The sequence below is a fragment of the Companilactobacillus jidongensis genome (assembly GCF_003946575.1).
Lineage (GTDB): Bacteria > Bacillota > Bacilli > Lactobacillales > Lactobacillaceae > Companilactobacillus > Companilactobacillus jidongensis.
In genome coordinates this window covers 147158-160711 of sequence record NZ_RHOP01000002.1, presented here as the reverse complement: position 1 = coordinate 160711, position 13554 = coordinate 147158, and the positions used below count along the sequence as shown (strand labels likewise).

The 13554-nt window shown below is 37.4% G+C and carries 12 protein-coding genes; 8 read left to right on the top strand and 4 right to left on the bottom strand.

Features of this window, described 5'->3' with window-relative positions; translation table 11 throughout:
* Positions 1–114: 114 nt before the first annotated feature.
* Positions 115–327: a hypothetical protein gene (locus EKM68_RS02085; protein WP_125588000.1), complete on the top strand. Its 213-nt coding sequence runs from the start codon at positions 115–117 to the stop codon at positions 325–327.
* Positions 328–374: 47 nt separating this feature from the next.
* Here the strand turns inward: EKM68_RS02085 and EKM68_RS02080 are convergent, their stop codons facing one another.
* The 3 genes from EKM68_RS02080 to EKM68_RS02070 all read right to left on the bottom strand — a co-directional run bounded on the left by EKM68_RS02080 (position 375) and on the right by EKM68_RS02070 (position 6852).
* On the bottom strand, positions 375–1193 hold the full coding sequence (locus tag EKM68_RS02080; protein ID WP_125587999.1) for a 2-keto-4-pentenoate hydratase: 819 nt from the start codon (positions 1191–1193) through the stop codon (positions 375–377).
* A 565-nt stretch (positions 1194–1758) separates the two neighbouring features.
* The gene (locus tag EKM68_RS02075; RefSeq protein ID WP_125587998.1) at positions 1759–4188 is read right to left on the bottom strand and encodes an ABC transporter permease; all 2430 of its coding nucleotides are present in this window, start codon (positions 4186–4188) and stop codon (positions 1759–1761) included.
* 207 nt (positions 4189–4395) lie between these two features.
* The gene (locus EKM68_RS02070) at positions 4396–6852 is read right to left on the bottom strand and encodes a hypothetical protein (protein WP_164509329.1); all 2457 of its coding nucleotides are present in this window, start codon (positions 6850–6852) and stop codon (positions 4396–4398) included.
* Between the two features lie 310 nt (positions 6853–7162).
* Between EKM68_RS02070 and EKM68_RS02065 the strand changes: the two genes are divergently transcribed.
* From EKM68_RS02065 to EKM68_RS02045, 5 genes are all read left to right on the top strand, one after another.
* Complete coding sequence (locus EKM68_RS02065) at positions 7163–7813, top strand: ABC transporter ATP-binding protein (RefSeq protein ID WP_318530714.1); 651 nt, start codon at positions 7163–7165, stop codon at positions 7811–7813.
* Positions 7814–8587: an ABC transporter permease gene (locus EKM68_RS02060; protein WP_125587996.1), complete on the top strand. Its 774-nt coding sequence runs from the start codon at positions 7814–7816 to the stop codon at positions 8585–8587.
* Positions 8588–8638: 51 nt separating this feature from the next.
* Complete coding sequence (locus tag EKM68_RS02055) at positions 8639–9601, top strand: aldo/keto reductase (protein ID WP_125587995.1); 963 nt, start codon at positions 8639–8641, stop codon at positions 9599–9601.
* Between the two features lie 139 nt (positions 9602–9740).
* The gene (locus tag EKM68_RS13795; RefSeq protein WP_318530713.1) at positions 9741–10280 is read left to right on the top strand and encodes a transporter; all 540 of its coding nucleotides are present in this window, start codon (positions 9741–9743) and stop codon (positions 10278–10280) included.
* An 88-nt stretch (positions 10281–10368) separates the two neighbouring features.
* Complete coding sequence (locus EKM68_RS02045) at positions 10369–11292, top strand: Ppx/GppA phosphatase family protein (RefSeq protein WP_125587994.1); 924 nt, start codon at positions 10369–10371, stop codon at positions 11290–11292.
* On the opposite strand, the gene EKM68_RS02040 is transcribed toward EKM68_RS02045, so the two are convergent.
* On the bottom strand, positions 11289–11801 hold the full coding sequence (locus tag EKM68_RS02040; RefSeq protein WP_125587993.1) for a YbhB/YbcL family Raf kinase inhibitor-like protein: 513 nt from the start codon (positions 11799–11801) through the stop codon (positions 11289–11291). The genes EKM68_RS02045 and EKM68_RS02040 overlap by 4 nt on opposite strands.
* 44 nt (positions 11802–11845) lie before the next feature.
* Here EKM68_RS02040 and EKM68_RS02035 point away from each other — a divergent pair, with 44 nt between their 5' ends.
* On the top strand, positions 11846–12802 hold the full coding sequence (locus tag EKM68_RS02035) for a hypothetical protein (protein ID WP_125587992.1): 957 nt from the start codon (positions 11846–11848) through the stop codon (positions 12800–12802).
* Between the two features lie 38 nt (positions 12803–12840).
* Positions 12841–13542 carry an NAD-dependent protein deacylase gene (locus EKM68_RS02030; RefSeq protein ID WP_404810783.1) on the top strand — a complete coding sequence of 234 codons (702 nt, stop codon included), beginning with the start codon at positions 12841–12843 and terminating at the stop codon, positions 13540–13542.
* The last annotated feature ends 12 nt before the right edge of the window (positions 13543–13554 follow it).

Genomic DNA, 13554 nt, shown 5'->3' with positions numbered 1-13554 from the left:
TTTTTGTCGACTTAACTATTATTAGCGAGTATAACTGGCCATGAAGATGGAAATAAGGAAAGAATTCATTGAGGGATCTGTTAATTAATAGGAAACTCCTAGGAGATAACTATTATGAAAAATAACATGAAATTGTTTTTATACGGTGGCGCCTTGTTGACGGCCTTGGCAACAGGACTAGTAACAACTGTTTCAGCAGCCACGGTAAGCCCAAAGATCGATACAGATACAAGTATTCCAGCACCTGCTAAAATTGGCGATAAAGTTGTTGATACTGATGTTAACGTTGCTAACAACGCCATTAGTGCATTTAACGATTGTAAATAATAATTTTAAAATTGGGAGTCGAGTCTATCGGCTCTTTTTTTGTGGAGTTATTTAACATCGAGATCAACATTACCAAGACCGTTATCGAATCTTGCTTGCCAGACACCCTTTGTAAGTGTTGGTGGTAAGACGAAGGTGCCTGACGATACTTGTTGATTCTTCCGTAAAGTTTTATGTTGAGTTGCTAATTTATCGACTAACCATTTGAGTGATTTGAGTGGATTACCAAGCACCTCAGTCGATTTACCGGACTTCAGTTCCTTCCCGTCGTGAAGTAAAGTACAGTTGACATTCTCAAGCGCGTCGACCGTCTGAAATAACTTGGTATCGAACTCGTCCCCATAAACAACTAAGCCGCCAACTGCTGCATCTGACATGACCAAGTACTTCGATAGGCTCGGGAACCAATCTTTGAATCTTGAATCAGGCACTTCCAGAGCCGGAGCCACGGTGGTTTTATTTAATAAATCTTCCAATGTGTCATTGGCATTCAGTTCTTCCTTAGCTCGGAAGCAAAGTTCGACTTCTACTAGTGGTTCCATTAGATCACTCAAGTTAACTGAAGTTGGTGCATGCAGGAAGTGACTGGTAAGTTGAGCACCATACAGTGGTTCATTTGAGCTGAACATGTCTTGAGTTTGTTGACTAGTAAGCGAGACCTTGTAGCCACCAACTGATTCATTCTTCAATCTAGTTAATTCGTCTTGGACGCGATAAGCGGTCTCGTCGTCAGTGGCATAATATGACCACTCGTCTTCATTGAGCGGATTTTGAGTTTTCCATGAATTGTAGAGTGCTTGTGTTAATTCAGCTTCTTTTTCTGTTAGTCGTGTATTTGTTAAAGTCTCAGTTGTATTTTGTGTCATAGGTGGAGCCTCCATTTATTTGTGTTATATGTAAAATCTTAATCTGACCCTTAATCTGGGATTCACTAATATTTGCTTCCATAGAGACTCACCTCTTTTGATTTGAAATTAATTAACAATAAACAAAAAGACGCCCTAAGATGAACTAAGTCATCAAAGGACGTCTAGGACGTGTTACCACCTTTATTCGCACATGTGATTACTCACTTGTACCTCAAACAAACTATAAATAATTTGTCGGCACGATAATGGGTGCAACCAGTGACTTCTAATACGGAGAGTCCGATTTGAAGCACGACTGTCAGGTGATAATGATTATTCAGGTAATGTGTTGCCTCGCATCGACCGACAACTTTCTGAGATACCTGAGATAAGCAAATTTCTGATGAACGTCTTTTTTGTTTGTTATTGATTGGTTGCTAATTTAAACTCTTTTATTAGATATGTCAATGCTAAAATTAAAATAAATTAATTATTTTCTAATTTAAAATTTTGTAAATCCTTTTATATCAAGCGATTGAAAAACAAAAAAGTATTATCAGCTTTTTTCTGATAATGCTTCTAATTAACTCATCGCGTCTTCTATCGTCCAAGTTAATGTTCCAGTATATTTTCCTGGTTTGGCCTGTGAATCGATTGCTAGTTGCCAGTCTCCGACACCAACATAATCAGTTAAGTTAGGCGATGGTGAATTGAAAAAGGCAGATTGGATCGGAGTTCCACTTGGCGTAATAGGTTTCCAAGTACCAGCATCGGTTGGATTTGATTCACGCTGTTTGATGAACAATAGCCCATCTTTTGAACTTGGTAGGGTATCGCCGGCTTCGTTTTTGAGTTTTGTATCTTCGTTATCATTATCGTAGGCGACGGATATTTTGTAGTTCGTCGCGGCAGAATGCTCAACTAGAAGTTGGCCGACAGTTGAAACATTAGTCAGAAGACGACTCTCTGCACCGTAATTGATTTGTCCGAAGTCGATCAATGATGGTGTTTGTCTGAAGCCACTAGTATTCATATCTTGAACTACTACATCGGCTACATTTGTGTAGAGTGTTCCGAGGCTCGAACCGCCACTTGTATTTACGGGTGTTATTTTTGTGGTACTGCTCAGAGTTCCTGAAGACGGTTGTGTAACTATGGCAGGAAATACCATTGTTACGCTGTTTCCAGGATCGATTTTTTGAATCCAAGCCGACATATTCTGCGTGTCTTTGAACGATGTTTGACCATTTAGAGCTGAGTTAGTGTATTCAGTTTTTACTGGTCTTCCCATTTCTCCAATTAGGCCTCTGGGTAGTACCTCGTAGATATAACTATTTTCATTGAGCGAGTTAGCACTGGCCGGGTTGACCATGAATTTAGTTTTGAATTCAACGATGTCTCCTGGTTTGGCGTTGGTACTATCGCTGTAAGTCGCCTCGCCATTAGTTAAATTTCTGACTTGTTTAGTAAAGGTATAATCAAAGGCAAGTTTTTCGACTGGAATATCAACTGTAGCGGTATAATTTCTTTCTTCTGTATCATCTGAGCCCGTGTCAATGCCGGAGAATGTTCCAATATTGTGAACCGTAGTGCCACCAGCATTTGATAGTATCGTCGTATCAAATAAGATTGACGCTGATTTACCATCAGGAACAGTTAAGGCCGGTGGGATCGTCAAAGTTTTGGAACTTGTATCATAGTTTTCGGCAGGCAGAGGAGTTGTTGTGCCATCAGGGTTTTTGAGAACTAGACTATTAGGGTCAATCTGTAATCCGTCAGGAATCTTATCAACTAGTTTGGTAAAGGACCAATTACTGTTGTATCCAATGTTTGCTATTTTTAAATCAAAATTCAATTTGTCACCGATACGATTTTTGCCATCGGTACTAGTTTTATTCGTGTAAGTTTTTGTGACCTTTGGTATAGCGTATTTTGGTTGAGAGACACCGACTGATGAAACGTAATGCGCTGTTGCACCGGGTTTCAAGGTCGTGTATGGCCATTTCATCGTGTAGGAAGTATCAATAGCACCACTGATAATCTTGTCGCCATAATTCAGATTTTTAGACTCAGTACCATTACCAGAGAAGTTTGCGGGAGTAAATCCCTTGGTCCAATCCATTGAACTGGAGTCATACGATGAGACGACATAATTAGACGGACCATCTGGCAAGCTACGATCAAATAATAATTTGTAGGCGTAATTTTGGATGAAAATACCGCTGTTATTTCCTAACGAATAAATTGGTATACGGTCATTTCCATCAAGCTGTGTATCCTCCGCGTACAGTATTCCAAAGTCTTGCTCGGTTTGAGTATTATTTTTGATATACAATTCGCGTTGGACGATGGCGGCATTACTTGGTGATGGTCGGAGGACTATTTCCATCTGCAAGTTGTAATTGCCAGAGCTATCATTTCTTATGAAATCACCAGCAACTTTGTATGCTAAGTTCTTTTTGCTAGCATCTGATTCCACGTAGTATTTTTTTCCAGATAAGAAGTTGCTTAAAATAGAATATTTAGGGGCACTAATGTTACTAGATGTTTTGCTTGGTACTAACATAAAATCAGGTGAGGAAGCTGAAACATATTGACTTGCAGTTGACGAGGAGGTAATTCCGGATTGAAATAGTGCACTTATGTAGTTTCCATTGTCATTTAAAAAAGTATTTATCTTAGAATAATAAGTATTTTGTCCACTGAAAAATGAATCTGTTGCGATTTGATCATCTCCACCGGTGGTGACCTTCTTAGACGTATTTGCGGCTAACCCGAAGGCATAACCAAGTTGAAGATTGTTACTTATTTTTAAGTTACCAACTTGATTATTACTTTGATAGGACCATTTTTTAATACCATCGTCAAAGACGACACCAGGATTCCAAGTTATTTTTGTTGTTGGGGATGTGTCCGCAATGGTTGTAGTTTCGGTTGAGATAAATAAGACAAATAAAAATGAAAAAATAAATAATATCAAAAATAATATTTTGAGTCGCACTTTGCCTTTCAAAATAATATCCTCCAGGTTAGTTAACGTATTTTTTGGATTCGTCAACAACATGGTATATTAATTTCACAGCTATTTCAGTAGTTATAAAAAAGCTTTTAAAGAATATTTTTAGAATATAATTATTTGATATTAAATGATAAAAACAAAAAATACGTTCAAATTTATCATAATCATTAGATGAAATTTGAACGTATTTTGATTTGTGTATTAAATGGAATCTGCCATTGACCACGTCAATGTACCATTGTAAGCACCAGGCTTGGTGTTGGAATTGATATTCAATTTCCAATCACCCACACCGATGTAGTTCGTTAGGTTCTGTGTACCATTGAAGGTACTGGTCTGAATTGGCGTACCACTAGGTGTGATCGGCATCCATGTACCTTTGTCGTCAGGAGAACTAGTGCGTGACTTGATGAATATCAATCCATCAGAAGTAGGTGATAATGTATCACCATCACTGTTTCTCATCTGGGTAGTAGCGTTGTCATTATCATAAGCAACTGAAACAGTGTAGTTGTTGTCAGTTGGGTGATTGACAATTAACTGTCCAGTTGTGGCAACATTGGTTAAGGATTCTTCCTGTCCAGTGAAGTTTAATGAACCGAAGTTGATTAGACTTGGGGTTTCGGTGAAACCGACTACGTCAGATATGTTGACGTCAGCTTCATTTGAAACTATATCACCGGTTGATGCACCTGAACTTGTTGTACCAGTTATGAGAGCTGTGCTACTGATAATTCCAGCAGTGGCTTTTGTTACTTTTGCACGAACATTCATTTTTATTGAATTGCCCCGTTTAATATACGAAATACCCTGTGGAATATTTGGATTTATATTGTAAGTATTATTGTCAGAACCTGTCATCGTTGCGGTTACTTTTTCAAGACCGTCGGGAATAGGATTGGTTAAAGTACCGCTTTGATAATAATCTGTACTATCCGAAGGAACAGTAAAGGTAGTCTCATAATCAATGATGTCTCCGGCCTTAGCTTTCGTTGATGTACCATAAGTTGTTTCGCCGGTAGTTTCATTTTTTAAATAATGAGTAAAGTTATACGTGAATGCGGATTTTTCAATGGGAATATCTACAGATGCCTTGTAGGTATCTGAATTTGAACCTGTAGCGTTATCAGTACCAGTAAACTCACCGGTGTTAGTCAGTGTTTGAGAACTTGCAGATGAAGCAATAATTGTTTCAAATGTGACGGTGTTTTCCTTACCATCAGTAATGGATTCATTTGCCATCGGAATTGTTAGTGTCTTAGTTGAAGAATCATAATCATCATCTGGAATAGATGAGGTTGTTCCATTAGCACTAGTCATTTTAATTGATCCTGGTTTTATTTGAAGACCATCAGGTATCTTATCAACTAATTGTTTGTAGCCCCAACTACTTTGAAAACCGTAATTAATAATATTCAGTGAAAACTTCAATGTATCGCCAACATGATTTTTGCCATCAGTACTTGTTTCGTTGGTAAATGATTTATTTGGAACTGGCAGTGCATAGGGTGACTCAGTAGCACCAATTGCGGTTGCATAATGGGCAATTTTCCCCGGTGCTAAAGTAGTGTAATCCCATTTTTGAGTATAGGCTGAATCAACGTTACCACCTGTTATCATTGAACCATACGAATAACCTTTGGATTCATCACCAGTACCTGAGAACTTACTTCCTGAAAAACCGGTGAGCCAATTTTGTGGACTTGCCATTTTTTGCCCAACGTAACTAGTTGGTCCGTCTTTTAATTTGTTAGTAATCATTAATTTATAGCTGGGGTCAGTCGTATGAACCCTTTGATTCTCGATATATAATCCACTTTTATTACCTAAATCGTATATGGGAACAGAATCATTTTCATATCCCTTAGCAGTACCGAAGGAGGTATCCTCACCAAACAATACACCGAACGATTGAGTTGTAGTGTCATTATTCCTTATGTATAGTTCTCTTTGTACGACAGGAGCATTACCAGGCGATATCCTTATTAATAATTCCGCCTTAAGATTTTTATAGGTGCCCCATATATTTTTACCACCTGTATCGGTACGATTAAAATCTCCGACTATTTTGTACGCAGGATTGTTGTTGGCATCAGATCCAATGTAGAATTTTTTGTTTGTAAATGAGTTTGTAACATTACCTACTTTTGCATTTGAAAGTAATGCGTATTCTTGCGTCTTTAGGCCAAGTGCACCGTCACCAGTAGAATCATTAGTTGGTGCAATTAAGAAGTCTGGGGATGAGAGTGAAACTTGGTCAGCAGCAACGGTTAGACTTGTACCGGTTAGTCCGCCTTGCATAGTAGTTGGAACATAAGTTCCTGCTGGTGTTTTAAGGAATACATTAAATTTTGAATAATAAAGATTATTACCACCAACAGCAGTGGAATCTTTAGTAATGGTGCCGTCGCTACCATTAGTTACATTTAGATTCAAATCACTTGCAAGTCCAAAGGTGTAACCCAAATGTAGTCCATGGCCAAGATCCTTTAGTCCAACTTGGTTTTGACTAGCTGGTATCCAATTAGTAATTCCGTCATCAATTCCATCAATTACCGATGCATGAGCCGTCTTAACCAAGCCAAAAGATAAAATTAAACTTAAAAAACAGAAAAAGATTAAAAAAGATTTTCTGAAGTATTCTTTTCTCCTCATCATAATATTAGCCCCTCGCTCATATTTTTTAGAATGCTTCTACGTGTGTTTAGGAAGTTGTGGTATCTTCCTAATTACGTTCACTGCCATTATATATAAATATAATGGCGTATACGGTTCAATTTTTGTAAGAATAATTGTTTAATATTATTAATCATTCGTTTGATTAGTATTAAATGATTAATACAACAGCAATTAGTGAGTTATGATTTTATTTGTGATGGCGATTAAGTTATTGGCAATTTGGCACAAAATGAAAGATAATCTTATAAGTAGTATAAGTAACGCAGAGGGTTTCAAAAATAATTATGGGGTGAAGCAGTTGAATAACATTTTTGAACTAACTGACCTTTCTTATCAGGTAGGAGATAAGAAAATTCTGAAAAATATTAATTTAAATATCGAGCAAGGAAAGTACATTACATTTATTGGCCCATCCGGTAGTGGTAAAAGTACTTTAATGCGGATTTTGGCATCGATGATCAGCGCCACATCGGGTGAAGCCTTATTTAAGGGTAAAAAAATAAGCTCATACGAGCCAACCGATTATCGTCGTCGAGTTTCCTATGCTTTTCAGCAGCCGACATTATTTGGTAAGACGGTCAAAGATAATCTAGAATTTCCTTACACCGTTCGTGGAAAAGATTTTGATCGCGATCAAGTCATCAAATTTTTGAACTACGTTAATATAGATGAGAGCTATATTGACAAGAGTGTCAATGATGTTTCTGGTGGTGAAAAGCAACGGATTGCTTTGTTACGAAATTTGATTTTTCCACCGGAAGTTCTGATTACAGATGAAGTTACCGCTGGATTAGACGCCGATAACAAAGAAATCGTGCATAATATTCTGAACAAGTTCAATCAAGATGATGGTTTGACAATTCTACGTGTTACACATGATGATTCAGAGATCGAGCAAGCAATTGACAAAGTTACGGTCAAGAATGGCGAGGTAATCTAGATGGCTAATTTAACAGTTTCAAATTCAACATTAGCATTAGGATTTATTCTAGTAATTATTGCTTTGGTTATCGGCTATTGGCAGAAGCTTCAGATCGATAAAGATATTATCATCGGCGTTGTCCGTGCGATTATCCAATTGACGATCGTTGGTTACGTTTTAAAATTTGTTATCAAGGCTAATGACGTTTGGCTGACAATGGCATTTTTTGTGATTATTGTTATTAATGCTTCATGGAATGCTGGCAAACGTGGAAATGGTATTCCCAAGGCATTTCAATTCTCACTTCTGGCAATATCAGTTGGAACAGTCGTTACGTTAGGTACATTAGTATGGACTGGTTCGATTCAATTTATTCCTGAACAGATTGTGCCATTTACCGGAATGATTGCTAGTAACATCATGGTTGCTATCGGTCTCTGTTATCGCAATATGAAGCAGTCATTCACCGATCGTCACCAACAGATTCTTGAAAAACTTGCATTAGGTGCTGATATCAAATTAGCATCCGAAGATATTATTCGTGAAAGCATCAAGAGTGGAATGCAGCCAACGATTGATTCTATCAAGACACTTGGCTTGGTCGCATTGCCAGGGATGATGTCAGGTTTGATTATTGCTGGGGTTGATCCGGTCAAAGCTATTAAGTATCAAATTATGGTTACTTTTATGTTGTTAGCTTCAACAAGTATTGGCTCGTTCATTTCTTGTTATCTCGCTTATCAACAATTTTATAACGATCAAAAACAGCTTAATTCCAACTTGCTTTCATAATTAATACTATAATTGACTCCATAGATGTATTAGTTGAGGAGGACAAATAACATGGTAAAACTTGATAATGAATTAAGTATTCCACCAGTTGCGTTAGGAACGTGGTCTTGGGGTTCTGGCAATAATGGTGGTGATCAGATATTTGGTAATCACCTTAATAAGGATGATTTGAAATCAGTTTTTGATGCCGGAATGAAATGTGGCTTGAATTTATGGGATACCGCTGCGGTTTATGCGATGGGGGATTCAGAAACAATTTTGGGTGATTACTTGCAAAATATCGACCGTAAGGATGTCATTTTGTCGACTAAGTTCACGCCCAGAATTGCTCAAGATGTAGAACATCCCATGGAAACAATGCTAGATGGTAGCTTGAAGCGACTGCACACCGATTACACGGATATTTATTGGATTCACAATTCAGCTGACGTGAAGAAGTGGACACCACAATTGATTCCGTTAGTTAAGTCAGGAAAAATCAAGCATATTGGATTATCAAATCACGATTTGAATGATTTGAAATTGGCCGCTAGCATTTTGGCAGATGCTGGGTTGAAGATTTCGGCTGTTCAAAATCATTACAGTTTGCTTTATCGTGCTTCAGAGCAAGCCGGTATAATTGATTATTGTAAACAAAATAATATTGTTTTCTTCTCATACATGGTGCTCGAGCAGGGAGCTTTGTCAGGTAAGTATGATACGAATCATCCTTTGCCAGAAGGTAGTCGCAGAGCTAAGGAATACAATCCACTGCTTCCTAAACTGGAAAAACTGATTAAAGCGATGCGTGAGATTGGAAAAGACAAGGGCCTATCAGTTGCACAAGTGGCGACGGCTTGGGCGATTTCTAAGGGGACTGTACCTATATTGGGCGTAACAAAACCTTCTCATGTTGAAGATGCCTTAGCAGCAAGTAAAGTATCTTTGACCGAAGAAGAATGTCTATTAATGGAAAAATTGGCCTATGAAACTAGTATCGATACTCGTGGAGTATGGGAAAAACCAATGATCTAAACAAAATGATTCTGATTGAAAAATCGGGATCATTTTTTATTTTGAAATTTAATTGGGCATAAATAACGAAATATATTGAAGCCCTGCCTTATTCAGAATAATATTAAATTAAGGGAATTAAATATTAAGGGGGATGACTATGAAAAATTTGAAAATTAATTTAGCTACTGGGATCGTTGAAATTATAAATTGTGTTTTGTTCGCAATATCCTGGCCAATGATTTTTGGAGCAGCAGTGAGTGATGGGTTCACGGGGACGCATGTGACCGGAGGTACGGGAGCCTTCTTCTATGTAATGGCTGGTATCGGGATAGTCTTGAACATAGTTGCATTGATTCAAAGCAAAAAAGTTGGTATTTCATTAGTAGGTCCAATTTTGGGAATTATCGGAAATGCGTTATTTTTAGCCTCAGCAATCATGGCATTTCCTGCAATTGTTGTGTTGATTATAGGAGTAGTATTTGTGTTTTTGCATCATCCATCAAAAAACGGATATGCGATAAATAATTCATCAAATATACAAAATAATTCTCGTCAACAAAATCAATATCAGCCGAATAATCAGCAATATGGCTATAACAATCAAGCAAATCAACAACAAGCTCAAAATTATAATAATCCACAAAATAACCAAAATTATGGCAGCACTGGCACAAGAATGAGTAGAAGAAGTAAGTAAATTTTATTGTTTTTATAACTTTGTGAAGATAGACCTACTATGTGGGTCTTTTTTTTTATATAATTATCACAATGGGATGTGATGCAATGTGAAGTTAGCAGTGATAGAAATAGGATCTAACTCCATCAGAACATCAGTGTATAGATCTTCAAAGCGGAATCGTTTTAAAACCTTGGATCGATGGCGTGAGCCTGTCCGGTTAGGCAAATCGATTGCACATAGTCGATTATTAACGAATGAACAAATTGAAGAAACAATTGATGTTCTTAAGAAGTTTCAAAATAGGATCCAAAGATATGAAGTAGATAGAATTAGTTTAATTGCCACGGCAGCTGTGCGAATGGCAAAAAATCAAGAACAATTAATTTTTGCAGTCTTGAAAGAAACAGGGCTGCAACTGCATATTATTGATGAGCAAGAAGAAGCCTACTATGATTACGTAGCTGTCCGCAATACAATGCGGGTCAAAGATGCACTGATCGTCGATGTTGGTGGTGGTAGTAGTGAAATCAGTTTGGCAAAAAAAGGCCGACTGAAGCATGGATTGAGTATTCCGATCGGAGCGATATCCATATCTGACCTCTACTTAAAGAGTGACCCAATTAAGTCTCAAGAATTGAATGCGGCCAAACGAGAAATTGGTGAACATTTGGATACTTTACAATGGATGAATGCTAGTGCAGCCTTTGTAGGTTTAGGCGGTTCTTTACGCGCTGTCACTAGTATTTTGAATCGTGAGGGTAAGCGTAAGAAGACCCTTCATAATTCTATCGTAACGATTGATCAGATCGATCAGCTATTCAATCGACTAGTGCATGCTTCTAATGATGAACGTAGTCAGATCAAAGAATTGAGTGATGGCAGATATGAAGTTATCCTTGGTGGAATGTTGATTATTTCTGAGATCATCAAAAAAACCCCCTCTAAAGAAATTCGCTTTTCGAATTTCGGTGTTAGAGAAGGTTATGTCTTTGATTATTTTCATAAGATGAATCTACAGGAAAAAGATTAATTAGCACGACTAGGTAGGGTTATTTGAGCTGAATCAAGAACTTCTCCCTCCATCTTGTGGAGAAGTTCATTCATCCAAAAGCCCTCTTTAATATCAAGAACGTCACTCAAGGCGTATACTTTTAGTGCGTAATCATGTGTTGCGTCAGGTGGGTAAGGTCCATTGTAGCCGATTTTTAAATCATCATCAGTGTCGCCTAATAAAGGACTGGCAGAACTATTCTTGCCTTGAACTACTGGATCTTTAGCCATACGGCTGAAGTTCTCAGGAAGTTCCAATTGATCAGGCGAGATATTAGCGGCTGTCCAATGGATCCATTCAAATCCACAGACTGGAATAGAATCTGGATCAGTGAATGTGAAGGCAAGTGATTTTGTACTTGCGGGAATATTTGATAATTTAATTGGGAAACTAATAAGCGGTTTCCCATTTTTAATATCGTTAGCGGATGCAAATTTACCGTATTTATCTGGTAACAATCCGTTATCCAAATGTACATTTATTTCCATATAAACCCATCTCCTTAAAAATTTATTTATAACGAGGTAATATAATGGAACAAATAGATATAAAAAATCTATCTGATGTTATTGTAAATCAGATTCGAAAAATTGAACAATTAGTTGGAAGACCCGTAGTTGTTTATAGTGATTATTCCGACCACGAGTATCTAACATTGGATCAAGCTAGTCATAAGAATAACAATGGCCAAATCGAAGTAATTATTACTAATGAAAAATATAAAGATTTTGTTTTATTACATGAACTCTATCATATTGAACTAGAAAATTCTGGTGAACCAATTATTTCTTGTGCTGTTACATCAGGTAAGGAAGATAATGATGGTCGTATTCTTTCAACTGCTAATTCATTATTTGAAACTCTGGAGCATTCAGAGATTGTTAAGAAGCAAATTGAAGACGGCAGTTATACTGACGAAATCAAGCAAGAATACATCAAAGGGATCGACCATGCTTTGAATCCACATGTTACGTTAGATCTTGCTAATATGAGATTCTATCGTTCCTTAATTATCTTTGATGGAATCGTCTTCGGCGAACATGCTAAAGATGCTGAATGGAAGATGGAATTTCCTGTTTCCTATAAGGTTGCTGCGGACTTCGTTGAACAATTAGAAAAAAATGATATGACAGTTCCTTTCCAATTCAGACGTACTTTGATCCACGTTCTGGAAGGCTATAATGACTTGATTATTTCTAACGGCTACGAAGGGATGCATTATCATGAATTCTTGAATGTAACACCAGTCGTATCAAGCAGACAATTGAGATTGACATTGAATCAATTGTTCCAGATCAAACATTCGCCTTATACTAATCGTGCTACTAAAAAAGATGCCTTTATCTTACTTGGCGTTAATGACGGCCAGAGTGTAGCGACATTGAATATTGATCCCAAAAAAGTAACGCCAGAATTTTATAAGGCTTACTATCAACAAACAGTAGAAAAAGCATTTGCGCAAAGCGGAGTAAAGTACATTACTAGATAGTTTTTGAAAAATATAAGGAGGATTTTATGACGGACAAAATTTCAGAATTCAAAGATCTGCTTCAGAAGGCTAAGTTTGTGACATTTTTGACTGGTGCTGGTGTTTCGACACCATCAGGGATTCCTGATTATCGCTCGAAGAATGGTTTATATAAGCGTGAAAAGTATGATTTTCCACCTGAATATATGTTGAGTCATGATAATCTGATTGAACATCCTGATGTTTTTCACGACTTCACAGTTCACAATATGTACTTTCCGGATGCGGAACCAAATATCATTCATAAGAAAATGGCTGAGATCAGTAATCAAAAAGGTGCCATTGTCACACAGAATGTCGATAAGCTCCATACTAAGGCTGGTGCCAAGAACGTCGTGGAATTCCACGGTAACTTGTACGACAATATTCACTGCTTAACTTGTGGTAAAGAATTTGATTACAAGTACTATCTTAAGGATTATCGTCATCACGAGGATAATGGAATCATTCGTCCTGGTACGACTGTTCTCTATGGTGAAAATATCAATCCAGATAATGTTGAGCATGCGGTCGAAGACGTCGAACGTGCCGACTTATTGGTTGTTGTCGGGACTAGCTTCAAGGTTTATCCTTTTGCGGGATTGCTGAGATATGCGAAACCTAACGCCAAGTTAGTCGTTATCAATAAGGAGAACTTGGACTTGGATTCCGAAGTTTTGGCTATTTCTGATGACGCAGTTAATGTTTTTTCTCAAATTTAAAATGATATACTA

Excerpts from the sequence above, each read along its gene's own strand:
- EKM68_RS13795 (WP_318530713.1), top strand. The coding sequence starts at position 9,741 with ATGAAAAATTTGAAAATTAATTTAGCTACTGGGATCGTTGAAATTATA.
- EKM68_RS02060 (WP_125587996.1), top strand. The coding sequence starts at position 7,814 with ATGGCTAATTTAACAGTTTCAAATTCAACATTAGCATTAGGATTTATT.
- EKM68_RS02055 (WP_125587995.1), top strand. The coding sequence starts at position 8,639 with ATGGTAAAACTTGATAATGAATTAAGTATTCCACCAGTTGCGTTAGGA.
- EKM68_RS02070 (WP_164509329.1), bottom strand. The coding sequence starts at position 6,852 with ATGATGAGGAGAAAAGAATACTTCAGAAAATCTTTTTTAATCTTTTTC.
- EKM68_RS02035 (WP_125587992.1), top strand. The coding sequence starts at position 11,846 with ATGGAACAAATAGATATAAAAAATCTATCTGATGTTATTGTAAATCAG.
- EKM68_RS02040 (WP_125587993.1), bottom strand. The coding sequence starts at position 11,801 with ATGGAAATAAATGTACATTTGGATAACGGATTGTTACCAGATAAATAC.
- EKM68_RS02080 (WP_125587999.1), bottom strand. The coding sequence starts at position 1,193 with ATGACACAAAATACAACTGAGACTTTAACAAATACACGACTAACAGAA.
- EKM68_RS02085 (WP_125588000.1), top strand. The coding sequence starts at position 115 with ATGAAAAATAACATGAAATTGTTTTTATACGGTGGCGCCTTGTTGACG.